The following is a 23,477-nucleotide window of genomic DNA, read 5'->3' as shown; positions in this document are numbered from 1 at the left end:
AGCCCGCGGTCGGCGCCGTGCAGCCCCGCGCCGTTCTTCAGCCGCCGGGTGACGGGCGCGCCGACATGGTCCTGGTAGTTGTCGCCGACCGCGGGGGCGTCGTGGACGAGGTCGATCCCGTGGCGGGCCAGCTCCGCCGCCGGGCCGACGCCCGAGAGCATCAGCAGGCGGGGGGAGTGGAAGGCCCCGGCGGCGAGGATCACCTCGCGCCGCGCGTGGACCAGCAGCCGGCGGCCCTCGGCGTCCTGCGCCTCGACCGCCGCCGCGCGGCGGCCCTCGAAGCGGATGCGCCCGACGAGGAGCCCGGTGATCAGCGACAGGTTCTCCCGCCCCAGCTCGGGCGCGAGGAACGCGGCGGCGGCCGAGCTGCGCCGGCCGGCATGGGCGGTGACCTGGTACCAGCCCGCCCCCTCCTGCACCGCGCCGTTGAAATCATCGGTCGGGGGCAGGCCCGCGGCGACGGCCGCCTCGATCGCCGCGGCGGAGGCGGGGTGCTTCAGCCCCGGGCCCCCGACCGTCAGCCGCCCCCCGGTCCCGTGATAGGGCGCGCCGAGGCGCATGTTGCGTTCCTGGCGCATGAAGACGGGGAGCACGTCGTCATACCCCCAGCCGTCGCAGCCGTGGTCGTCCCGCCAGTCGTCGTAATCCCGGGCCTGGCCGCGCATGCAGATCATGCCGTTGACCGAGGATCCGCCGCCGAGGACCTTGCCCTGGGGGACGGGGAAGGGCAGGCCGCCGAGCGAGCGGTCCGGCTCGGAGATCACCGCGTCGGCGTCCCGGCCCTGCAGCGCCTTGAAGAAGGTGGCGGGGATGTGGATCCAGCGGCTGACGTCGCGCCGCCCGCGTTCGAGCAGGGCGACCGTGCCGCCGCTTTCGGCCGCGAGGCGGGCGGCGATCACGCAGCCGGCCGAGCCGCCGCCGACGATCACGTGGTCGAAGGTCTTCTCCTGGGTCATTGGGGTCTCCCTTCGGCGGGGTCAGGGGGTGACGACGTCGAACCAGAGGTCGAACGCGGGGTGGAGGGCGAGCCAGCGGGCCACGGCGTCGCGGTCGCCCGAGAGGGTGGCGCCGCCGGCGAGGGCGTCGTCCAGCGACAGGGTCCCGGCCCCGAGCGCCTCGAGCTGGGCCTGGGTGAGCGACAGGGCGGCGTCCGGGGCGGGGGCGTGGGTCCCCTCGCGCGCGAATTCGACCTGGCGGGCGATGGAGATGGCGGCGGGGCGGCCGTCGACGGTGAGGTTGAGGACCAGCTCCACCCCCCGGGCGGCCTCGGCGTCGAGGCGCAGGGCGAAGGCGTCGCACCAGTCGGTCAGCGTCAGCGTCGCGGCGAGGTCGGCGTTGCGCCCGCCGGCCATGGGCAGGGGCGTGACGCCGTGCTCGAGCTCCTGCGCGGCGGTGAGGCAGCAGTTGCGCAGGATGCCGCTTTCGGCGCGGAAGCCCTGGTGGCGGTGGACCTCGGCCAGCGCGCGGCGGGCGGCGCGGTCGGTTTCGGCGGGCGCGGTTCCGGCGAAGATGACGTGCGAGAGCAGCGTGGCGGCCCATTGCAGGTCGTCCGCCGCTGCGGCCTCGAGCGCGCGGGCGAGGGCGGCCTCGGGGCCGCCGAGGGCCGCGGCGATGCGGCGGCCTTCCTCGGCCGGGGGCAGGGGGTCGAGGCTGACCGGGCGGCCGTCATAGAAGCCGTAATACATCTGGTAGACGGCGCGGGCGTTGAATTTCAGCGTGCCGCAATAGCCGCGGGCGTGGACGCGGGAGGAGAGCCAGTCCGGCTCGGCGATCTGCGCGGCGATCTCGGTCGGGGTGTGGCCGAGATTGGCGAGGCGCAGGGCCTGGTCGTGGGTGTACTTGTAGATGTCGCGCTGTTCTTCGAGGTAGCGGCGCAGGGCCTCGCCGCCGCGCACGGGCCAGTTGTGGCAGTTGATCAGCACCTCGGCCTCGGCGCCGAAGAGCTGCAGCGCCTCGTCGATGGTGCGGGCCCACAGGAGGGTGTCGCGGACCTGGGCGCCGCGCGGGGGCAGGGCGTTGTGCATGGTCTGGGTGCAGACCTCGGCCATGCACAGCACGCGGCGGTCGGGCAGGTAGAAGGTGAACTCGGCCGGGGCCTCGGCGCCGCCGGCCATCTGGAAGATCACGCGCACGCCGTCGATGACCCGTTCCTCGCCGGTATCCGAGATGAACTCGGTGGGGGGATGAAGGTGCGGGCGCCCTTGCCGACGCCCTTGCCGATGCCGCCGTCGACAACGCCCTCGGGCGAGGCGGGCAGGGTGATGCCGAACTGGCAGACGGCGCGGCGCGAGGTGTGGTTGCCGCCGAGCACGCCTTCCGAGGCGGCGTAGGTCATGAACTCGGCCGGGGCGTAGATGGGGGGCGCGGCGGCGGGGGGGTCTGCGGGGTCTTCTGCGGAGGGGGCCGGACAGACGCCCCTGAGCCCGCCGAAATGGTCCGGGTGGGTGTGGGTCACGAGGATCGCGCTGACCGGGCGGGGGCCGAGCGCGTCATTGACCATCTGCAGCGCGGCGGCGGCGGTTTCGGCGGTCATCAGCGGGTCGACGAGGAGCCAGCCGGTGTCGCCGCGGATCACGGTCATGTCGGCGTAGTCGCAGCCGCGGGCCTGCCAGACGCCGTCGGCGACCTCGAACAGCCCGGCGATGGCGTTGAGCCGGGCCATGCGCCAGAGCGAGGGGTTCACGGTGTCGGGGCAGGGGCCGTCGAGGAAGTCCCAGTCGGCCATGTCCCAGGCCATGCGCCCGGCGGCGTTGCGGACGCCGCCCGGGGGCGGCGCGGCGATGCGGCCATGGGCGGCGGCTTCGAAATCGGCGGGGTCCGCGAGGGGCAGCGCCTCGGCCACGGCGCGGTTGGCGCGGGCGGTGGCGGCGTGCAGGGCGGCGCGCAGGGCGTCGAGGTCGGGGGCGGGATCGGTCGCGGGATCGGTCATCTGGGCGTCCTGTCTCGGGCGGCCCGCGCGCGGGGCGGGGCCGGGAAAAGGGGCGGGGCCGGGAATGGGGGCGGGGCCGGGGAAGGGCGGGGCCGGAAAAGAGGGCGGGCCGGGCGGGGGGCGCCCGGGGTAACGGGCGGCGGCGGCGTCAGCGCGGGGCGGCGAGGAAGCCGGCGAACATCTCGGCCAGGAAGGGCGCGAAGGCGGGGTCCTTCGCGTCGAAGCGCAGGCCGGGGGTCATCATCTCGTTGTTGAGGACGCTGAACACCATCTGCACCGCGAAGCCGACCCGGCGCGCGGCGTCGGGCCGGTCGGCGAGGAGGCCTGGCCGCGTGTCTTCCCGCGCATCGTCCCGGGCATCGTCCCGGGTTTCGGCCCCCGCTTCGTCCCGCGTTTCGTCCCGCGTTTCGGCCAGCGCCGCGGCGAGCCTGTCGCCGAGGGCGGCGCCGCGGGCGCGCAGGGGGCTCCAGTCCTCGGGGCGGTCCTGGAGGCGGGCGCAGGCCTCGCGCAGCACCCCGCGCCAGGGCCCGGTATAGAGGCCGATCATGCAGTCCACGAAGGCGGCGGCGGCCTCGGGCAGGGGCGCCCCGGCAAGGCGTTCGGGCGCGAGCGCGCGGGCGAAGGCGGCGTCGTGCTCGGCCTGCATCCGGGCGCGCAGGAAGGCGAAGAACGCCTCCTTGGTTTCGAAGCGCGAGTAGAAGCCGCCGACCGAGGAGCCCGCGGCGCGGGCGAGCTCGGGGACCGAGAGGTCGTCGGCGCGGCGGTGCAGGAGCTGCGCGCGCCCGGCATCGACGAAGCGGTCGCGCAGGGCGCGGCTGCGGGCCTGTTCGGCCGGCTTGACGCCGGGCAGGGCGTCGGGGTCGGGGCTGGCGCCGGGCGCGGGCGCAGGATCGGGCGCGGGGCCGGGCGCGCGGGCGTCCGGCGGGGCGATGGCGGGCATGGGCGGACTCCTCCCAGGGGCCTGCGGGGCGGGTCGGGCCGCCCCCGTCATGGGGGGGGATGGGGGCGGCGCCGGGGCGCTGTCAACAAGAATGAGAATATTGGTTCTGTTTTTGGCGCGGCGGGCGGCGGGCGGGGCGGCGCAGAACAGGCGGGCGGCGCCGCCCGGGCGGCGGAGATGAAACCATGTCCCGCCAAGCGGGCGGCGCCGTCTTTGACCTGCGCCGCCCGGCTGGTTACGGTCTTGTTATTGTGCCGTTCATGCTTCTGTTCGGGAGATGCGCGGCCGGGGCCGCGCCGAAAGGATGCCGATGACCGTTCTTCGCCAGCGCGCCGCCGCGTTTTTCCTTGCCGTCCTGGCCGCGCTTGCGCCGCCGCCGCCCGCCGCGGCGCGCAGCGACCTCGACGCGATGCGGTCGCGCGATGCGCGCGCCGCCGCGCCGCGCACGGCGCCGGGCGAGGACGACCTGCCGCTTCACCTGCGCAGCCAGCCGCAGAAGCACTATTGCCTGAACGGGTTCGGAACCCCGAGCCGGGAAGCCTGCGACACGCTGATCAAGGAGATCCTGCGCGACAAGGGCCGGGCCGATTGCACGCTCGGGCGGCTCGACTGCCTGGGGATCGCGATGCGCACGGGATATGTGGGCAAGACGAAGCGCAAGGCGCTGATCGCCGCGATCCTGGAATGGCGCGCGGAGCAGGCCGACCTGCACCGGCGCGAGGCGGAGCGCGCGCGGGCCGAGGCGGGCGGCGCGGTGGAGACCCGGAGCTTCGACATCGACGGCGAGCGGCTGACCCTGCCGCTGGCCTACCGGGTGGCGCCGGGCGCCAACATGGGCGGGCGGATCAAGGTGCAGGTCTGGACCAACATGCTGCCCGCCGCGCAATGCCCGGAGACGGCGCTGCTGAAGACGCGGATCGGCCTCGGGACCAATGGCGGCGACGAAGCCTGCCGCGGACGGGCCCCGCGCGAGGTGATCTTCCACGCCTTCGACCAGGGCAGGCTGATCGGGTCGGAGGTGCTGAGCGGCGCGGACCAGGCGGGGCGGCGCAAGGACGGGACGGAATGGCTGATGACCTCGTTCCTCGAGCAGGTGACGAGCTGGGCGCGGCCCTATTCGCGGTATATCGACTGATGCGCGCAAGCTCGTCATTCCGCCTGCGCGGCCTCGCGGCGCTGATCGGGGCGGCGCTGATCGGGGCGGCGCTGTCCGCCGCCCCCGGCCCGGCGCCCGCGCAGGGGCTGTTCGACCCGGTGATCCCGCGCGGGCGCTCGGCCGCCGACACGCTGCGGGACCGGCCGGGCTGCGCGGGGATGCAACCGGCGCGGCCCGAGACCGCCTTCGGGATCGCGCTGGCCCCGGCGCCGGGGCAGGGGGTCGCGGTGACCCGCGTGGACCCCGGCGGCCCCGCCGCGGGCGCGCTGGCGCAGGGCGACCTGGTGCTGTCGGTCAACGGGCGGCGGGCGCTGTCGGCGGAGGCCTTCGGCAAGGACCGGCCCGAGCGCGGCGTCTACCTGTTCGGGATGCGCGGCGGCGTGCCGTTCGAAGCGGTGGTCTGGTCCTGCGCCGGGCCGCCGAGCGCCCCGCCGCTTCCGATCCGGGGCGGGCAATACACTTTCTCGGTGCTCTATCCCGAGCGGGTGCGGGCGCAGGAGCCGGCGCCGCACCGGCTCGACCCGCGGCTGATCCTCGGGGGCTACACCTGGGCGAAATACAACCTCAGCGGCCCCGCGCGCCTGCCGCTGCCCGGGGGCGGGACGCTGGCGGATTACTGCCGCGTCGCGCCGACGGAGCGGATCGCCTATACCGAGCGGACCACGCATATCCGGCGCAACGCGTATGGCGAGACCGGCCGCTACACCACGACCGAAGAGCGCGGCCAGCTGGTCGACCGCGCCCTGGCCGCGGATTACCGGGAGCACCTGCGGTACATCCACAACGACGTCGAACTTGCGACGCGGCAGGTTGCGAACATGATCCACGATGTCGGCCGCCGCCACGGCTGCGCCTCGCCGGAGTTCAAGGACCTCCAGCGCCGGGTCTACCGGCTGTTCGGCAAGCCCTGGGGCGGGGGCTGAGGGGGGCGGGCTGAAAGCGCGCGCGCGGGGTCAGCCCGCCGCCTGCCGCCGCCGCTCCGCCTCGACCAGCAGGTCGGTGAAGGCGGCGACGCGCGGGGGGCGGAACCGGGCCGGGGGGTAGACGATGAAGATCCCGCCCTCGGGCAGGGTCCAGTCGGGCAGCAGCCGCACCAGCCGCCCCGCGGCCAGCGGCGCGGCGACCAGGAAGTCGGGCAGGATCGCCGCCCCCAGCCCCGCCAGCGCCCCGGCCAGCGCCGCGGGGGTGGTCGTCATCCCCGCCACGATCGACAGGCGCACCCGCGCGCGGGCGCCGTCCGGGCCGGAGAATTCCGCCCGCGCCGGGTCGGGCAGCGCCAGGTTGCCGACGAAGGGCCAGGGCGCGAGATCGGCGGGGCTGCGCGGCGTCCCCTGCGCCGCGGCGAGGGCGGGGCAGGCCACCAGCGCCTGTTTCAGCCCGCCGACGCGGCGCGATTTCAGGCTGCTGTCGCGCAGCCAGCCGAGGCGGATCGCGAGGTCCCAGTCCCCCGATTGCAGGTCGAACCGGCTGTCCGAGAGGTCCAGCTCCACCGTGCAGGCGGGGTGGCGGGCGCGGAATTCGGCCAGCACCGGCACGAGGAAGCTCTGCCCGTAATCGAGCGGCGCGGTGATGCGCAGGTGGCCGGTCGGCACGCCGCGGCGGGACTGGAGCGCCTCCTCGGCCTCCGCGGCCTCGGACAGGATCCGCTCGGCATGGTCGAGCAGCAGCGCCCCGTCCTCGGTCAGGGTCACGCTGCGGGTGGTGCGCAGGAACAGCGAGGCGCCGAGCTCTTCCTCGAGCCGCGCGACCTGGGCGGAGACCACGGCCTTGGTCACCCCCAGCTGCGCCGCGGCGGCGGTGAAGGAGCCGGTCCCGGCGACCGCGTGGAAATGGGCGAGGCGGTCGAGCTTCATCATCGGGGGGAGGGCGCCTGTGATTGTCTGCCTGATCCAGACGATCCTTATGGATTTGTATGGCTGATGGCGCAAGGGGCGCGCCTACATCCGGGGCATCGCATTGATGCTCGGCCAAGGAACACAGTCATGAGCCGCAAGATCAGCCTCGTCGCCGCCGCCGTCCTCGCCCTCGGGATCGGCGCGCCGATGGCGCGGGCCGAGACGCCCTCGACCGTCGGCGCGACGTATCGCGCCGAATCCGCCACGGTGGCGCTGGCCCCGGGCGAGAAGATCGAGACCCTTTTCACCAAGAACATGACCCAGCCCTATATCCTGCAGAAGTTGACCGACCGGGTGTATTTCTACCAGGGCGGCTTCTACGGCACGGTGTTCTACGTGGGCGCCGAGCGCGTTCTGCTGTTCGACGCGCTGGAAGGGCAGGGGCCGGGCCTGCTGGAGGCGATCGGCTCGGTCACCGACCTGCCGGTGGCGGCGATCGTCTACAGCCACAACCATGCCGACCACATCAACGACGCGCCGAAGATCCTGGCCGCCTTCCCGGGCGCGCAGGTGATCGCCACCGAGGCGACGGCGGCGCAGATGGCGCGGCTCGGCTCGGCCCACCCGGCGCCGACCGAGGTGATCGGCGCGGAGGAGGCGTCGTTCCTGTTCGAGGGTCTCGAGGTCGGCGTCGTGCGCGCCGCCGACGACGCCCATGCCCATGACCACGCGATCTTCGTGCTGAACGGCGAGGGGGTGGTCCACGTGCCCGACGTGATCAACCCCGACCAGCCGCCGTTCTGGTCCTTCGCGGGCTCGGCCTCGTACCTGGGATATCGCGAGATCGTCGAGCAGATCGGCGCGCTCGACTGGCAGTACCTGTCGGGCGGGCATGGCAATGTCGGCTCGCACGAGGACATCGCCTTCTACCTCGCGTATCTCGACGGCCTCGAGGCCGCGGTGGGCCAGGCGATGGGCGAGGCGCCCTGGGGCTTCGGCGTCGATGCGTCGACGCTGACGGCGCATACCGCGATGCTGCCGGCCTGGTATGGCGAGATCGCCCGCCGCGCGACCGAGACCATGCGCCCCGAATACGGCGCCTTCTATGGCTTCGAGGCCGCGACCCCGGCCAATGCCGAGATGGTGGCCGAGTACCTGTTCAGCTACCGCTGAGCGCCGGGTCCCGCGCCCTGGCCGCGCCCCGCGGGGCGCGGCCTCCCCCCCTTTTCCATGCGCCCGCGCGCGGCCCCGTCTCGGGGCCCGGGGGCGCCGCTTTTCCCAGATGAAAGGAGAGATCCCATGACCTCCACCACCCGATTTCTCGACGGACAATCCGCGCTCGTGACCGGCGCGGGGGCGGGCCTCGGGCGCGCCATCGCGCTGCATTACGCCGCCGCGGGGGCGCGGGTCGTCGTCGCCGATATCGACGACGCGGCGGGCGAGGAGACCGTGCGCCGGATCGCCGAGGCGGGCGGGACCGCCCTTTACCAGCGGGCCGACGTGTCGGACCCGGGCCAGGCGCAGGCGCTGGTGGACCGGGCGGTCTCGGCCTTCGGCAAGCTCGACATCGCCTGCAACAACGCGGGCGTGGCGCCGCCCGCGACGAAGCTGGCCGAGATCGACGACGCGCTGTGGCGGCGGATCATGTCGATCAACCTCGACGGCGTGTTCTACGGGATGCGCGCGCAGATCCCGGCGCTGGAGGCGAACGGGGGCGGGGTGATCGTGAACGTCGCCTCGATCCTCGGGCAGGTCGGGTTCCCTGGGCTGGCGCCTTACGTGGCCACCAAGCACGCGGTGCTGGGGCTGACCAAGCAGGTGGCGGTGGATTACGGGGCCAAGGGCGTGCGCGCCATCGCGGTGGGCCCGGCCTTCATCAAGACGGGGATGGAGGAGAACCTGGCCCCCGAGGACCGCGCCGCGCTCGACGCCGCGCACCCGGTCGGGCGGATGGGCGAGCCGGAGGAGGTCGGCGCGGTGGTGGCCATGGTCTCGGCCCCCGGCTGGACCTTCGTCAACGGCGCGTACCTGCCCATCGACGGCGGCTACCTGGCGCGCTGAGCGGCGGGGCGGGGCAGGGGGGCGCCGGGCGCCGTCCCGGCGCCGCCGCGCCCGGGGGGCGCGGGGTCCGCGCGGGGGACTGGGCCGGGGGGCGCGCGCTGGCCGGGAGCGCGCGCGGCCCCATATCACCGGGGACATCGCCACGGACCAGACCGCCGACCGCCCCCCGGACCAGAGACGAGGCCCCATGACCCGCGCCGCCCTTCGCATCGCCGTCGCCGCCGCCGCCGCCATCGCCGCCGCCGCGGCCCCGGCGCAGGATTTCAACGACGCCGCCCCCAACGCCCCGGACCAGCGCCCGGCCTTCGCGAACCAGACCCGCGCGCCGGTTCTGCCCGCGGGCCCCGCGCTTTCGGTCGAGACGCTGGCCGCGGGGCTGGACGAGCCCTGGGGCATGGCCCGCCTGCCCGGCGGCGCGCGGCTGGTGACCGAGAAGCCGGGGCGGATGCGCCTGGTGGCCCCGGACGGGACCGTCTCGGCCCCCATCGCGGGCGTCCCGCCGGTGGATGCGCGCGGGCAGGGCGGGCTGCTGGACGTCGCCATTCGCGACAGCTTCGCCGAGGACCGCCGCGTGTGGTGGAGCTTTTCCGAGCCGCGCGCGGGCGGCAATTCCACCTCGGTCGCCACCGGGACGCTGTCGGAAGACGGCGCGCGGCTTTCGGACGTGCGGGTGATCTTCCGGCAGGAGCCGGCCTGGGACAACGGCTACCATTTCGGCTCGCGCCTCGTGTTCGACGCGGAGGGGATGCTCTTCGTGACCACGGGCGAGCGGTCCTCGCACACGCCGCGGCGGCTGGCGCAGGACGTCGGCACGCACCTGGGGAAGGTGCTGCGGATCGACCCGGAGGGCGGCCCGGCGCCGGGCGGCCCGGACATTCCCGGCGGGCTGCCGGAGATCTGGTCCTACGGGCACCGCAACGTCCAGGGCGCGGCGATGGGCCCGGACGGGGCGCTGTGGACGGTCGAGCACGGGCCGCGCGGGGGGGACGAGCTGAACCGCCCCGGCGCCGGGCTGAACCATGGCTGGCCGGTGATCACCTATGGGGTGGAGTACAGCGGCCGCCCGGTCGGCGACGGGATCACCGCGGCCGCGGGGATGGAGCAGCCGGTCTATTACTGGGACCCGGTGATCGCGCCCTCGGGGATGGTCTTCTATGACGGGGAGATGTTCCCCGAGTGGCGGGGCGACCTTCTGATCGGCGCGCTGCGCGGGGCGCTGGTGCGGCTGGAGCTGGACCTGTCGGCCCGGCGGGTGACCGGCGAGGCGCGGCGCCTGGCGGATGAGCTGGGGCGCGTGCGCGACGTTTCGGTGGACCCGGACGGCGCGGTGATCCTGCTGATCGAGGATGACGGCGCGCTGCTGCGGCTGAGCCGGGCGGAGTGAGCCGGGCGGAGTGAGCCGGGCGGGCCGGGTGGAGTGCGCCGGGCGCGCCGCCCGCCCGGCCCGGGGCCGGTCCTGCCCCGCCCGGCGCGGCCGGGGCCGGGGACCGGGCCCTCAGAGGTCCTCGATCCCGCGCACCGTTTCGCGGAAGAAGTCGAGCAGGCCCTCCGCCTCGTGCGAGAGGATCACGGTGCGGCTGTCGACCTCGCGCCCGCGCACCCCGTAGAAGAAGCGCTGGTGGAAGAAGGTCAGCACCCAGCCGTCGCCGAGGGCGAAGGTCTCGAGCGAGAGGGCCCGCGTGCCGCGCGGGAACACCTCGGTCCCGAGGCGGGTCACCACCTCGACCAGCTCGTCGCGGGTCGCGGCGCGCTGCCAGCTCACGTCCGTCTCGTCGCGGAAATGGTCGATGCGGAAATCGACGTCCTCGGCGATCAGCGCGAACATCTGCGGGTCGGCGGCGACGAATTTCGCCAGCACCTGGCCGATCACGGTGTCCTCGGGGCGGGTCGGGGTCATCTGCATGGGGGCTCTCCTGGCCTTGCGTTGCGGTGACCCGAGATGTGCCGCGGCGGCGATCCAAAGGAAATTGCGGGTGATGGCGTGGATGGTATAGCCTTGGGCTATGCTGGAACTCACCGCCCTGCGCTATTTCGTCAGCGCCTATGAAACCGGGACCTTCAGCCGCGCGGCCCGCGCCTGCGGGGTCAGCCAGCCGACGGTGTCGGCCGCGATCCAGCGGCTGGAGGACCGGCTGGGCGGGCCGCTGTTCGGGCGCGCGAAGACCGGGCTGACGCCGACGCCGATGGCGCGGCGGCTGTACCATGACGCGGGCCCGAGCGTGGCGCACCTGGCGGGGCTGGAGGCGCGGCTGGAGGGGGCGGCGCGGCCCGAGCTGCGGGTGCATTGCGCCCCGGACATGCTGGCGCGCGCGCTGGCCCCGGCGCTGAACGCGCTGCGGCTGGGGCCGGGGGCGCCGGGGTTCCGCTTCACCGACGATGCGGCGCAGAGCGACCTGGCCTGGGTGTCGGAGGGCTGCGCGCCGCGCGGACACGGCTTCATCGCGCTGCGCGAGGAGCCGTTCCGGCTCGCGGTCGCGGCGGCGCACCCGCTGGCGGCGCGGGCGGGGGGGCGGGCCGGCGTGCGGGCGGGGGTGCGGGTCGAGGACCTTGCGGGGCTGGCGCTGATCCACCGGCCCTATTGCCCGGCGGCGGACCGGATGGACCTGCTGCCCGCGGGCCCGGCGGCGCAGGCGACGGATGACGCGCAGGTGCTGGAGCTGGTGGCGGCGGGGCTGGGGGCGGCCTTCGTGCCGCTCTCGCACGGGGTGGGGCGGGCGGACCTGGCGCTGCTGCCGCTGCTGGGGCGGGAGGCGGGGACGCGGCGCTGCGGCGTCGCCCACCGGCGCACCGCCTTCGCCGCGCGGATGGCGGCGCGGCTGGCCGAGGCCCTGGGCGGCGCGGCGGAGGGACCCGCGGATGGGGCCGCGGGGGACCCCGCGGATGGGGCCGCGGAAGGCGCCGCGAAGGACGGGCCCGAAGCGGGCTGACCCCGCCGCGGGCCGACCCGGCGGCGGGCTGAGGCGCGCCGCTTGATCCCTGTCATTGGCGCCGCCCGCCCGCGCGGTGTTCAATACCGGCCCCGGGCCGTCCAGGCCCGACCGGCTGGGAGGGCGGTCATGGACATCACGTTTCACGGCGCGGCGGGCTGCGTCACCGGCTCGTGCCACCTGGTGAGCTGCGCGGGGCGGCGGATCCTCGTCGACTGCGGCATGTTCCAGGGCGGGCGCGAGCTGTACGAGGAGAACGCGGGCGATTTCGGCTTCGACCCGGCAAGCATCGACGTGCTGCTGCTGACCCACGCGCATCTCGACCATTGCGGGCGCATCCCGCTGCTGGTCAGGCGCGGCTTCCGCGGCGAGATCATCTGCACCGCGGCCACCCGCGACCTGGTGCGGCTGGTGCTGCTCGATTCCGCGCACCTGCACGAGGAGGAGGCGAGGCGCGCCAACCGCCGCCGCCGCGGGGGGGCCGAGGTCGAGCCGCTCTACGACACGGTCGACGCGCTCGACTGCCTCGACCGGTTCGGGCGCGAGGCGGTCTATGGCGAGACGGTGGCGCTGTGGGAGGGCGTGCGCGCCAGCTTCCACGACGCGGGCCACATTCTCGGCTCGGCCAGCATCCTGCTGGAGCTGGAGGAGGCGGGGCGGCGCCGGCGCGTGCTGTTCTCGGGCGATATCGGCCCGGGGAACCGGCCGCTGCTGGACGGCCCGCAGCCGCCCGCGCCGGTGGACGCGGTGGTGATGGAGACGACCTATGGCGACCGCGACCACCGGCCGATGGACGCCTCGGTGGCCGAGTTCCACGCGGCGGTGCGCGACGCGGATGCGCGCGGGGGCAACGTGATCATCCCCACCTTCGCGCTGGAGCGGGCGCAGGAGCTGCTGTTCTTCCTGCGCGAGGGGGCGGCGCAGGGCGCGCTGCCGCCGGACCTGCAGGTGTTCCTCGATTCCCCCATGGCGATCTCGGCCACCCAGCTGTTCCGCCGCCACCCCGAGGCGATGAAGGACGAGATCACGCGGATGATCCGCGAGGGCCGCGACCCGTTCCGCCCGCCGGGGCTGCACATCACCCGGGACGCCTCGGAATCGATGGCGCTGAACCGCGTGCGCTCGGGCGCGGTGATCATGGCCGGGTCGGGCATGTGCACCGGCGGGCGGGTGCGTCACCACCTGCGCCACAACCTGCCCCATGCCGATTGCAGCGTGATCTTCGTGGGCTTCGCGGCCGAGGGCACGCTGGCGCGGATCATCATCGACGGGGCGAGGTCGGTGAAGCTGTGGGGCAAGCAGGTCCCGGTGCGCGCGCATGTCCACACCATCGGGGGCTTCTCGGCCCATGCCGGGCAGGCCGAGCTCCTGGACTGGCACGCGCGCACCGGCCGGGCGGACGGGGGCGGCGGGCCGGAGGTCACCTTCCTGGTGCATGGCGAGGAGGCCGCGCGGCGGCGCTTCGCCGAGAAGCTGCCCGGCGGGCGGGTGGAGCTGCCGCGGATTCACCAGCGCTACGCGCTGTGAGGGGGGCGCCCGGGCCGGGCGCCGCCCCCGCGGTCGTCGTTACGGTCTCCGCGAGAGCCCCCGCCCGAGACGCCGCCGCGGTCGTCGCCGGAGCCCCCGCCGCGGTCGCCGGCGCCGTCCCCGCCGCCGGTTTTCCGCACCGCGCCGGAGAAATTCCGCCGGCGCCTTGACCCGGATCAAGTGCGCCGCCGCGCCCGGCATGTCATGCTGCACCTGCGATATCCGCCCGCCCCTCCGCCGCGGTCCCCTTCGCCGCGCGCGCGCCTTCCGCGCCGTGCGGGGGGGGGGCGCGGCGCCTCCCTCCCTCCCTCCCCCCCGCGGATGTCTGCCGAGCGCAGGAGCGCGACCGATGAGAGACCCGAACGCCGCCCGTCCCGGCGGCCCCGCCGCCATGCCCGACTTCCACGCCCTCGACATCCGGGAGACGCTGGACGCGCTCGGCGCCGACCCCGGCGGGCTGGACGCCGAGGAGGCCGCGGCGCGCCTTGCCGCGCATGGCCCGAACCTGCTGCCCGCCCCGCCGCGCCCCGGGGCGCTGCTGCGGTTCCTGGCGCAGTTCCGCAACGTGCTGATCTACGTGCTGCTGGCCGCCGCCGCGGTGACGGCGGCGCTGTCGCACTGGGTCGACGCGGGGGTGATCCTGGCCGTCGTGCTGGTCAACGCCGCGGTCGGCTATGTCCAGGAGGGCCGGGCCGAGAACGCGATGCAGGCGATCCGCCAGATGCTCGCCCCCCGCTGCGCCGCGCTGCGCGGCGGGCGGCGGCAGGGGCTGGACGCGGCGGAGCTGGTCCCCGGCGACGTGGTGCTGGTCGAGGCCGGCGACCGCGTGCCCGCCGACCTGCGGCTGATCGAGCAGCGCGGGCTGACGGTGCAGGAGGCGATCCTGACCGGCGAGGCGGTGCCGGTGGACAAGGCCCTCGCGCCCGTCGCCGCCGACGCGCCGCTGGGGGACCGGGCCTGCATGCTGTTCTCGGGGACGCTGGTCGCGGCGGGGACGGGCGTGGGCGTGGTGACCGCCACCGGCCCGCGCACCGAGATCGGCCGGATCAGCGGGATGCTGGCGCAGGTGGAGGTCCTGACCACGCCGCTGCTGGCGCAGATGGACCGGTTCGCGCGCGGGCTGACCGTCTTCATCCTGGCGCTGGCGGCGGCGCTGCTGGCCTGGGGCCGCTTCGCGATGGGGATGGAGTTCGGGGAGCTGTTCATGGCCGTGGTCGGCCTGTCGGTCGCCGCGATCCCCGAGGGGCTTCCGGCGGTGCTGACCATCACCCTCGCCGTCGGGGTGCAGGCGATGGCGCGGCGCAACGCCATCGTGCGGCGGCTTCCGGCGATCGAGACGCTGGGCTCGGTCTCGGTGATCTGTTCGGACAAGACCGGGACGCTGACCCGCAACGAGATGATCGTGGCCGACCTCGTGTCCGCCGCGCATGTCTATTCGGTGGAAGGGCGCGGCTACGCCCCCGAGGGCGCGGTGCGCTGGGGCGAGGCGGATGCGGACCCGAAGGAGCACGCCGTCCTGATGGCCTTCGCCCGCGCCGCCGCCCTGTGCAACGACGCGGCGCTGAACGGAGACGGCGCCGACTGGGCGGTCGAGGGCGACCCGATGGAGGGCGCGCTGCTGGCGCTGGCGGGCAAGATCGACGCGGCCGAGGCGGCGCGGCTCGCCCGGTCCCGCCGCGACGACGCCATCCCCTTCGACGCGGCGCATCGCTACATGGCCGTCCTGCACCACGACGCCGGGGGCGCGGCCCATGTCCACGTGAAGGGCGCGCCCGAGGCGGTGCTGGCGCTTTGCGCCGACCAGCACGCCGCCGATGGCGGGGCCGAGCCGCTGGACGTCGAATTCTGGCAGGACGCGGTGGAGCGGCTGGCCGGGCGCGGGCAGCGGGTGCTGGCCGTCGCCTCGATGACCCGCCCCGGCGGGATGGCGGGGCTGGCGGCCGGGGACCTGCGCGGGGCGCTGACCCTGACCGGGCTGGTGGGCCTGATGGACCCCCCGCGCGAGGAGGCGATCGCCGCGGCGGCCGAGTGCCGGGCGGCGGGGATCCGGGTGAAGATGATCACCGGCGACCATGCCGCCACCGCCCGGGCCATCGGCGCGATGATCGGGCTGGAGAACGCGCGCGACGTGCTGACCGGCGCGGATGTGGAGGCGATGGACGACGCGCAGCTCGAGCTTGCGGCGATGGAGACGGACATCTTCGCGCGCACCTCGCCCGCGCACAAGCTGCGGCTGGTCTCGGCCCTGCAGGCGCGCGGGCTGACGGTGGCGATGACCGGCGACGGGGTGAACGACGCGCCGGCGCTGAAGCGCGCCGATGCGGGCGTCGCGATGGGGCTGAAGGGCGCCGCGGCGGCGAAGGAGGCGGCGGAGCTGGTGCTGGCCGACGACAATTTCTCCTCGATCGTCGCGGCGGTGCGCGAGGGGCGCGCGGCCTATGACAACATCCGCAAGGTGATCGGCTGGACCCTGCCGACCAATGCGGGCGAGGCGCTGTGCGTGATCGTGGCGCTGCTGGCGGGGCTCGCGCCGCCGATCACCGCGGTGCAGATCCTGTGGGTGAACCTGATCACGGCGGTGACGCTGGGCATCGCGCTGGCCTTCGAGCCGGCCGAGCCGGGGGTGATGCGCCGCCCGCCGCGCCCGCGGGACGCGCCGCTCCTGGACGCGGGGCTGGGCTGGCGGATCGCGCTGGTCTCGGCGTTGATCCTGGCGGGGGTGTTCGGGGTTCACCGCTATGCGCTGGCGCAGGGGTACGACCCGGCGCTGGCGGGGACGATGGCGATGACGACGCTGGTGGCGCTGGAGATCTTCAACCTGTTCTTCATCCGGGTCCTGCACGCGCCGGCGCTGCGGCTGGAGACGCTGCGGGGCACGAAGGTGCTGTGGGGCTGCGTGCTGGCGGTGGCGGCGGCGCAGGTGGCGGTGACCGAGCTGGGCCCGCTGCAGGCGGTGTTCGGCGCGGCGGCGATCCCGCCGGGCGAATGGCTGGTGATCCTGGGGGTCGGCGCGCTGTTCTTCCTGGTGCTGGAGAGCGAGAAGCGCCTGCGCCTGGCGCTGCGCCGGCAGGGGGGATGAGGGGCGCGGGGTGTTCTGGTCGGCGGGGGGGCGGCGCCCTGCGCCGCGCCGCTTCGCCGCTTCGCCGCCGAGGCGGGGTCGCCGGGTTCAAGGGCGTGCTGCAGGTCGATGGATGCAGCGGCTGCGCCCGCCTTGCCGCCCGGCCGGAGCGGTCCGCTCCGGCCATGGCCGTCTTCGAGGCCCGGCCGGGGGATCGCCGCGCCCCCGCGCGGGCTCGAAATCGCCGCTTGGGCAGGCGCCGGCTTGCAGCGCCAAACACCCGGGGGCTGAAGGTCTTCCTCGACGACGGCGGCACGTTTGGGCGCGACGACGCGACTTCAAGCGCCGCCGCCCCGAAGGTCAGGTGCGCGCGTCGTCGTCCGGTGCTCCGGCTTCCCCCGATGGCGAGCGCCCTCCGCCGGTCTGTGACGCGGCTTTCGCCGACAGGCTGTCCGCGCCGACGCCTTTCGCGGCGCCTTCATCGGTGGCGGGAGCCTCCGTCCCAGAGCCTTGGGACTGGGGGTCCCCGGAGCTTTCTTGTTCGGGAGGGCGCGGGGCAGGGGGCTGGTGCGTTTCGTCCTGCCCGGCTGCCTGGTCCGGCGAAGGTTCCGCCGGCGCAGGGTCGACGGGGGGCTCTCTGGGTTCGCCCGGGGCAGAGGCTTCGTCCGTCGTAGCATCGGGGGCGTCGGAATCTCCTTCGGCGTCGGCCTCCGGCTGCGCGACCGGATGCGCGTCCGGCTGCGCGTCCGGCGCCGGCGCCTCGGCCTCCGAAGGTTCCGGCGCGTCCTCCGCCGCCTCGTCCTGCGGCTCGGATCCGGGCTGTGGTTCCTCGGGGAGTTCCTCGCGGGCTTCGTCCTCGTGTTCGGCCTCCGGCGCGTCGGCCGGGGGAAGCGGGGTGCGGTCCATGCGCCGCAGCATGGTTTCGAGCGACTCGAGGCCGCTGAACCGCAGGTAGCGTCCGAGGAGGTGGGCCGCGGTCTCGAACGCCTCGTCGCGTCCATCGGCGGCGCAGCGCCGGTAGAGGTCGGACAGGTCCAGGTCTGCCGGGACGTCGTCGCGGCAGGCCTCGCGCCAGTGCAGGAACAGCAGCAGGGACCATGCGTCGAGGCCCTCCGCCGGGCCGGTCTTCAGCGCGGCGTCAAGCGCCTCGACCGCCTCGCGGAAGGCGGCGTCGGTCAACCATTCGGCCAGGGAGCGCGCGGGTTCGGCGCCCGCCTGCTTGAAGAGGGCCGACGTGGGCGCGAACGCTGCGTCCTTTCCATCGCGGTCGAGGAACAGCCGGGTGCAGCCGGCGAGGAGCTGAAGGGACCCGAGCCCGCCCTTGAAGCGGGGGGCGGCCTTGCCGTTCTCCAGGCGGCTCCTCACCTGGAAGGTGAACGGGTTGCTGTCGACGCCCGGCGCGCTGCCGCCGCTGCGGTCCTCGGTGGGGGCGTCCAGCCAGTAGTCGATCCAGCCGTCGATCTGCGCGTCGAAGGCGCGCCTGTCGCGCGGGTCGCTCTCCACCCCGAGCGCGGCCAGCACCGTCTCGCCGCCATAACGGGAGTCGCGGCAGGCGTCGTCAAGCAGCCGGCCGCGCCAGGCGTCCTCGAACCTCGGCGCGCCCAGCAGGCCGCGGCGGTCGCCAAGTCGCGACGCCAGCATTTCGGCCGCGCGTCGGCTGAGCGGATGCAGGCCCTCGAGATCCCTGAAGCGGGCGCGCACCACCTCGCCCGAAACGCCGCCCGCCTGCACGAGGTGCGGCTCGGCGCCGAGGTCGGCGAGCACGAGCCGGTGGTCGCCGTCCACGCCCACCTGCGGCGCGCGCGCCAGCAGCAGGTCGACGGCCGGGCCCGGATCGGCGGGCAGCGCGACGATGCGGTCGCGCATCAGGCGCAGCTCCCCGGCCTTCATCCAGGCGTCGAGTTCGTCGAGCCCGATGACCGTCCAGGCGCGCGGATCGTCGTCAGAAATACACGTCATCGTCGCTCTCTTCGTCTTCCTCGGCCCCGATCGCGACGGGGCTGAAAAGGGCGTCCGGGATCTGGGCCACGAGCGGGTGCAGGCCGGGCCCGGTCCGGGTCAGGAACAGCCCTTCGCGGGCCCGGGTGACGGCGACGTAAAGCAGGCGGCTCGCCAGGTCCGGGTCCTTGTAATGGATGCTCAGTTTCGGGGTCAGGCAAGGCAGGTAGACCTGTTCGAAGTCGAGACCTTTCGCGCTGTGGTAGGTCATCAGGTAGACCATCTTGCGGCGGTTGGAGTCCTCGAGATCGCCATGCCCGTTGCCGAGGTACTGGAGCGGAAGCCCGGCGGCCGCCAGGACCGCGTTCTTCTCGTCATATTCCTTCATCTTGACGAACGGCGCGTCGTCCAGGCCCTCGAGCTGCGCCACCCGCCGCAGGAAATTGCGGATCTCCTTGTGGGTCGGGAGCAGGATCGCCGTCGGCGAGCCGAGCTGGGCCCCCTCGCGCGCGCGGCGCCAGACCCAGTCCGCCTCCTGCTCGAGGGTTTCGGCCTGGCCCAGCATCACGTCGACATTGCGCAGGCGGCTGAGCCGTGCGTCCTGCAGGCGCGCCGCCGGGTGGATGCTGGCCGCGATGGCCAGCAGGTTGCGCGTCAGGCGATACATGATGTCGAGCACGATGGGCTGCGCCGAGACGATGCGCGAGATGTCCTCGGGCGAGGCGCTCTCGTCGTAGATGGTCTGGATCGGATCGCCGCCGATGACCATCTTGCTGCAGCGCCGGCGCAGGTCCGAGATCATGTCCGGCTTCAGATCCTGAACCTCGTCGACGAACAGGACGCTGCAGTTGCGGCCGGTGTTCTTGAATTCATGCGCCGTCATGACATGGACCGAGCGGCGGGTGTCGTCATCGAGCCCGTCCGCGACCAGCGCCTTGAGGGCGTGGGTGTAGGTCACGAAGACCATCGAGAGGTTCGGCGCGCGCCGTTTCGCCTCGCGCAGGGCATGGACCAGCACGACCGTCTTGCCGGTGCCCGCGGAGCCCTGGACCCAGCGGACCGGGGCCAGGGCCGAGGCACGGCTCGGGATGCCCAACGACGCGCCGAGCGGGTCGCCCGGGCTTGGCGCAAGGATCGCCGACAGGCAGGCGTCGCAGGCGTCGTTCTGGTCTGAATCGAGCTTGTTGCGTTGGGGGAGCCAGTGCATGCCGCCTATCCTCCGCGTTTCGTTTCGCCTGTCCCGGCGGCCAGGTTGCTCTCGTCATAGGGACGGGCGAGCGGCGGCTGCAGCGCGCGCACCGTGCGGCGGGCCAGTTGAACCGCCTCCTCGTCGCCCAGGGCCCTGGCCGCCTGCAGCATCCGTCCTGCATCGTCGAGATCCGCCTGCCCTGCGCCGATCAGGCGGCGGCAGATGGCGACGCAGCGCTCCAGCATGCCGCGGCCCTCGGGGTCGCCCCTCTCGAACAGGCGGCGCCCGAACCAGTCGAGCGTTGCGAGATGGCCGGGATCCTGCTCCAGCGCCTCGCGGCTGAGCCGTTCACAGGCGCTCACGTCGCCCGCCCGGGACATGTCGAGCGCGAGGTTGAAGGCTGTGGTGGCGCCGGGGTTGCGCTCATACGCCGTGCGGGCCCAGGCCGCGGCGAGCGCCTCGCGCCCCGCCCGGGACCAGAAATAGGTGATCTTCGTCGCGTGGTCGTCCCCCGGCGACAGGCGCTCCAGCGCCTCGAACATCTCGGCGGCGACGCGCCAGTCGCCCGCGGCCGCCGCGGCCTCGGCATAGTTTTCAACGGCCGACGCCGAGGGGCGGCCCCGGTTGGCGGCCGCGGACTGGTTGAAATGCTGGCGGGCGCGCAGCACCGACTGTTCGGCGGCGGAGAGGGGGCGGTTGGAGAGCGGGTTCATGAACTCCGCCGACCGCCGCGCGGATCCCGCCGTCACCTCGATGTTCAGCAGCTTGTCGGCGGTCAGGCTGCAGGCGACGTTGATCCGCTCGCCCGCCCGGAACCCGGTCCTCTCGGGGGCGCGGATGTGCAGCACGCCGACCAGCTTGTCCTCGGCGCCCGAGCAGAACGGCAGTTCCAGCGCCATCTGGCCGTCGCGCTCGATGTAGAGGGCGTCCACCTCGATCCGGTCGGAGGGGGCAGGGGTGCCGGCAGGGACGATCGGCTGCAGGCTGCCGTCGAGGGTGATGACCGAGATCGCGTCGGCGAGGATCGGGGTGATGAGCTCGGTCCCGAGGCCATGGCGATGCAGGGCATGGACGGCGGAGCCCTGCGAAACGTGGCTGCGCAGGTCCCGCGGGACGAGCGGTTCGACGAAGCGCCCGAACCGGTCCGTGAGCGCCCGCCGCACCAGCGGGCTTTCGGCGCTGCCGCCGATGAACAGGATCGCGTCGAGCTCGCCGTCCTCGAGCCCGGCTTTCCGAAGCGCGTCATCCACCGGAACATGGATCGAGGGGCGCGCGTCGTCGCCGTCCTCCGGGCGCTCCAGGAACGGGCCCATCGCGGCGGCGAACCCGCCGAGCGACAGGCTCGGGCGGTCGAGCCGCAGCACCGCGTCCCGCGTCGACGGGTCGTTCGGCCCGTTGCGCACCTTCAGCTTGATCGGGACGATCGCCTCGTCGGCGATCTCCTCGTTCAGGGCCCTGGCGCGCTCGAGGTCGGTGACGTCGCGGCGCGCGATAAGCCGGTTGGCCTGCACCTTCAGCCGTTCCGCCGCGGGCGAGAGGCGGCGCAGCACGTCCTCCTCGACCTGGGTCTGGGTCAGCTCGAACGGGCGGCCGTCCTCGGCGCGCAGGCCGCCGAGCAGCAGGTCCCGCGCCACGGCCCGGTCGATGTCGTCGCCGCCGAGCGCCATGAACCGCGAGATGGAGAGGTTGCGCGTGGCGAGGCCGGCGCCTTCCTGCGAGGCCTGCAGCACCGAGACGTCGCAGGTTCCGGCGCCGAAATCGAACACCATGACCCGCTTGTCCCCGGCGCCGAGGGCGGCGAGCGGCGCCTCGCCCCGGTCCGAGAGTTCGGCGACATGGCCGAGGAAGGCCGCGTTCGGTTCGTCCACCAGCGTGAGCCGGTCCGCGGGGTACCCGGCCCCTTCCAGCACGGCGGCGAGATCCTGGCGCTGGTTCGCCTCGAAGGAGGCGGGAACGCTGACCGTGTAGCAGATCTCGGCCGGGAGGCCCTTGTCGGCGACCGCCTTCTCGATGCCGTGCCGGAGCCATTCGAGGAAGCAGCGCGCGGCGTCCTGCGGCTTCTCCACTTTCGGCTTGCCGTCCGATCCGTCGAGCTTGCTGGCGGCGTAGCTTGGGCCGAGATCGACGCCGAGCTCCATCTTGAACGAGGAGAAGACGGTGGCGCCGGCGCGCAGCTCGGGCTTGAGCTCCGCCGCGCCCTTCCCGAACAGCACGGCGCCCCTGTGCAGGGCGATGCAGCTGGGGACGAGGTGGTCCTCGCAGCCCTGGCCGGTGGCGAGCATCTGGCGGATCTGCAGCGGTTCGTAGGACATCCGGCGGCTCGCGCGATCGAACTGCGCGACGCTGGCGACGGTGGTGGAAGCGCCGAAGTCGATGCCGACGAAGCTGCGGGCGGCCATGATCTCCGCGAGCCGCCGCGCGGCCGCGTCGTCCTGCACGTTGACGGCGAAGCCGGTGGGGGCCGGGGCCCGGGGCGCCGTGGGCGCGGCTTCCTACTGCGCCGTCGCCGCGCCGGCGGCAGGTCCGGCGGCAGGTCCGGCGGCGACGGTCCCCGCGCCCGCGCCCGCCAGCTCCTCCGCGGCCGCTGCGCGCCAGGAGGCGGTCACCTCGTCGCGCGCGGCATCGGTCCAGCGCAGTTCGTCGAACAGGTCGAGGCAGCTCTGCAGGTGACGGACCGCCTCGCGCGGGCGCATCCCGCTGGCGGGCGCGTGGGCGTGGTCGTTGCGGGCCTTCTTGACCGCATGCAAGCGCGGAACGAGCACGTTGGTTCCATAGCCGGCCGCCTTGAGGCGGTTCGCGTTGCCGATGGCGACGGATACAAGGGCCGCGAGATCGAGATCATCGAGGCGGCAGGAGCCGCGACGGGCCGCCGCCATCCGCTGGTTGTCGCTGAGGGCCGTGAGCACGAAGTCGCGCCACCAGTTGTCGGGGTCTTCGGCCGCAAGGACCTCGCCGAGGCGGGCTGCAAGGCACGCGGCGGCATGTCGTTGCGCGGATTCCCAGTGCCTCATTCGTCTTGCCCCCCAATTGCGGACCGATGCTTTCGAAGCGGATATGCCTCGCATCGAGTTCAGCTCGCGCCGTTAACCAACCCTTCATTAAGGGATAGGAGTGAATTCGGCGGTCGGCAAGGTTGCAGGACTTGAAAAGGCCGGTCCAAGGGGGGGCTCCGCCGCCTGGGAGCGCCTTGGGGGCAGGGGGGGCGGGGAAAACGTCCTTCGTTCTGGCGGACAGAGAGGGATTCGAACCCGCTTCGCCTGGATCGGGTCAAGCTGCGGAGCGCCCTTGGTTTTTCATTTTAGTTCAGGCGGTGCTTCAACGGCTCGATGTGTAGCTGGAAGTGTAGCGGGAGCTTGCCGCGGCCGCTTCCCATCGGGACGCTCCCGAACTTGGGCTTCAGAGTGAGGTCACTTCGAGCGAAGACGCCGCGTGTCCACATGAGGCCTGCTGACCCGGGCTCAATTGCAAGATGGCCAGGTCTCCAGGCATCGCGTCGTCAGGATGGCCTTGGTCGATGCGCGAAGGTTTTTGTGCGAGTGCCGGCCGCCTACGCCGGGGTCGAAAATCACGGCGGCGCTGTGCGCAATCCCGGCGGATGGCGGAGCTGGCCGAGGAGGGGCGGGTGCAGATCCACAGAAGCGTGTGCGGGGTGTTGGCGGGGGAGGTTGGCAGTCGGCCTTGGCGCCAAGCGACAGGTAGACCGAATCCCGGCGCTTGCCGGGCAGCCCGTCTTTCCGGAACCGAAACCCGTCGACGACGAGATACAGGCCGTTGTCGCCCGCATGCACGCGCACTGACGTGAGACCCGTTCCTCCTGCAGCGCCTAGGCCTGTCCCCATGAACAGGATTCCCCAATCGGGCTCGATCTGATTCAACCTCCCGAAAGAGGAGGTCGCCATGCGCCGTCACGAGCTGTC

The 23,477-nt window shown here is 73.8% G+C and carries 17 protein-coding genes and 1 pseudogene; 8 read left to right on the top strand and 10 right to left on the bottom strand.

From position 1 onward, the window contains the following. Positions 1 to 74: 74 nt before the first annotated feature. The 4 genes and pseudogenes from ACQ5SO_RS11695 to ACQ5SO_RS11680 all read right to left on the bottom strand — a co-directional run. Positions 75 to 956 (bottom strand): annotated as a pseudogene (locus ACQ5SO_RS11695) (GMC family oxidoreductase); the annotation flags it as partial. A gap of 21 nt (positions 957 to 977) precedes the next feature. Continuing rightward, positions 978 to 2,132, bottom strand: coding sequence for an alkyl sulfatase dimerization domain-containing protein (locus tag ACQ5SO_RS11690; protein WP_430941783.1), 1,155 nt, complete (start codon positions 2,130 to 2,132; stop codon positions 978 to 980). Further along, entirely contained in the window at positions 2,123 to 2,929 is an 807-nt protein-coding gene (locus ACQ5SO_RS11685; RefSeq protein ID WP_430941782.1) for an MBL fold metallo-hydrolase, read from the bottom strand. Before ACQ5SO_RS11685 ends, ACQ5SO_RS11690 begins: the two co-directional genes overlap by 10 nt. A 148-nt stretch (positions 2,930 to 3,077) precedes the next feature. Further along, the gene (locus ACQ5SO_RS11680; protein WP_430941781.1) at positions 3,078 to 3,869 is read right to left on the bottom strand and encodes a TetR/AcrR family transcriptional regulator; all 792 of its coding nucleotides are present in this window, start codon (positions 3,867 to 3,869) and stop codon (positions 3,078 to 3,080) included. A gap of 310 nt (positions 3,870 to 4,179) precedes the next feature. Here ACQ5SO_RS11680 and ACQ5SO_RS11675 point away from each other — a divergent pair, with 310 nt between their 5' ends. Further along, positions 4,180 to 5,004 (top strand): hypothetical protein, encoded by an 825-nt coding sequence (locus ACQ5SO_RS11675; protein ID WP_430941780.1) that lies wholly within the window; start codon positions 4,180 to 4,182, stop codon positions 5,002 to 5,004. After that, a complete protein-coding gene (locus ACQ5SO_RS11670) occupies positions 5,004 to 5,948 on the top strand; it encodes a PDZ domain-containing protein (RefSeq protein WP_430941779.1) in 945 nt (314 codons plus the stop codon). The genes ACQ5SO_RS11675 and ACQ5SO_RS11670 overlap by 1 nt, the downstream gene beginning before the upstream one ends. A 30-nt stretch (positions 5,949 to 5,978) precedes the next feature. Here ACQ5SO_RS11670 and ACQ5SO_RS11665 read toward each other — a convergent pair whose 3' ends face one another. Further along, positions 5,979 to 6,881 (bottom strand): LysR substrate-binding domain-containing protein, encoded by a 903-nt coding sequence (locus ACQ5SO_RS11665; RefSeq protein ID WP_430941778.1) that lies wholly within the window; start codon positions 6,879 to 6,881, stop codon positions 5,979 to 5,981. A 126-nt stretch (positions 6,882 to 7,007) separates the two neighbouring features. Between ACQ5SO_RS11665 and ACQ5SO_RS11660 the strand changes: the two genes are divergently transcribed. The 3 genes from ACQ5SO_RS11660 to ACQ5SO_RS11650 all read left to right on the top strand — a co-directional run bounded on the left by ACQ5SO_RS11660 (position 7,008) and on the right by ACQ5SO_RS11650 (position 10,305). Next, the gene (locus ACQ5SO_RS11660) at positions 7,008 to 8,033 is read left to right on the top strand and encodes an MBL fold metallo-hydrolase (protein WP_430941777.1); all 1,026 of its coding nucleotides are present in this window, start codon (positions 7,008 to 7,010) and stop codon (positions 8,031 to 8,033) included. A 126-nt stretch (positions 8,034 to 8,159) separates the two neighbouring features. Further along, positions 8,160 to 8,921: an SDR family NAD(P)-dependent oxidoreductase gene (locus tag ACQ5SO_RS11655; protein ID WP_430941776.1), complete on the top strand. Its 762-nt coding sequence runs from the start codon at positions 8,160 to 8,162 to the stop codon at positions 8,919 to 8,921. A gap of 187 nt (positions 8,922 to 9,108) precedes the next feature. Then, a complete protein-coding gene (locus tag ACQ5SO_RS11650; RefSeq protein ID WP_430941775.1) occupies positions 9,109 to 10,305 on the top strand; it encodes a PQQ-dependent sugar dehydrogenase in 1,197 nt (398 codons plus the stop codon). Positions 10,306 to 10,416: 111 nt separating this feature from the next. On the opposite strand, the gene ACQ5SO_RS11645 is transcribed toward ACQ5SO_RS11650, so the two are convergent. After that, a complete protein-coding gene (locus ACQ5SO_RS11645) occupies positions 10,417 to 10,824 on the bottom strand; it encodes a hypothetical protein (RefSeq protein ID WP_430941774.1) in 408 nt (135 codons plus the stop codon). Positions 10,825 to 10,924: 100 nt separating this feature from the next. On the opposite strand from ACQ5SO_RS11645, the gene ACQ5SO_RS11640 reads away from it, so the two are divergent. The 3 genes from ACQ5SO_RS11640 (at position 10,925) to ACQ5SO_RS11630 (ending at position 16,454) form a co-directional block, all read left to right on the top strand. After that, the gene (locus tag ACQ5SO_RS11640; protein ID WP_430941773.1) at positions 10,925 to 11,848 is read left to right on the top strand and encodes a LysR family transcriptional regulator; all 924 of its coding nucleotides are present in this window, start codon (positions 10,925 to 10,927) and stop codon (positions 11,846 to 11,848) included. Between the two features lie 129 nt (positions 11,849 to 11,977). Further along, positions 11,978 to 13,375, top strand: coding sequence for an MBL fold metallo-hydrolase (locus tag ACQ5SO_RS11635; RefSeq protein ID WP_430941772.1), 1,398 nt, complete (start codon positions 11,978 to 11,980; stop codon positions 13,373 to 13,375). A gap of 349 nt (positions 13,376 to 13,724) precedes the next feature. Then, a complete protein-coding gene (locus tag ACQ5SO_RS11630; RefSeq protein ID WP_430941771.1) occupies positions 13,725 to 16,454 on the top strand; it encodes an HAD-IC family P-type ATPase in 2,730 nt (909 codons plus the stop codon). Between the two features lie 339 nt (positions 16,455 to 16,793). Here ACQ5SO_RS11630 and ACQ5SO_RS11625 read toward each other — a convergent pair whose 3' ends face one another. The 4 genes from ACQ5SO_RS11625 to ACQ5SO_RS11610 are packed head-to-tail and all read right to left on the bottom strand — an operon-like array spanning position 16,794 to position 22,571. Next, entirely contained in the window at positions 16,794 to 18,392 is a 1,599-nt protein-coding gene (locus ACQ5SO_RS11625) for a hypothetical protein (RefSeq protein WP_430941770.1), read from the bottom strand. Next, on the bottom strand, positions 18,376 to 19,578 hold the full coding sequence (locus tag ACQ5SO_RS11620) for a 3'-5' exonuclease (protein ID WP_430941769.1): 1,203 nt from the start codon (positions 19,576 to 19,578) through the stop codon (positions 18,376 to 18,378). Before ACQ5SO_RS11620 ends, ACQ5SO_RS11625 begins: the two co-directional genes overlap by 17 nt. A 5-nt stretch (positions 19,579 to 19,583) precedes the next feature. Beyond that, complete coding sequence (locus ACQ5SO_RS11615) at positions 19,584 to 21,998, bottom strand: Hsp70 family protein (protein ID WP_430941768.1); 2,415 nt, start codon at positions 21,996 to 21,998, stop codon at positions 19,584 to 19,586. Between the two features lie 54 nt (positions 21,999 to 22,052). Then, a complete protein-coding gene (locus ACQ5SO_RS11610) occupies positions 22,053 to 22,571 on the bottom strand; it encodes a hypothetical protein (RefSeq protein WP_430941767.1) in 519 nt (172 codons plus the stop codon). Between the last annotated feature and the right edge of the window lie 906 nt (positions 22,572 to 23,477).

Origin of the sequence: Rhodovulum sp. DZ06 (genome assembly GCF_050586345.1) — a bacterium.
In the GTDB taxonomy this organism is placed as follows: domain Bacteria; phylum Pseudomonadota; class Alphaproteobacteria; order Rhodobacterales; family Rhodobacteraceae; genus JBOCEF01.
Note: the sequence above shows the minus strand (reverse complement) of the source record. Positions and strands in the feature narration are given on the sequence as shown.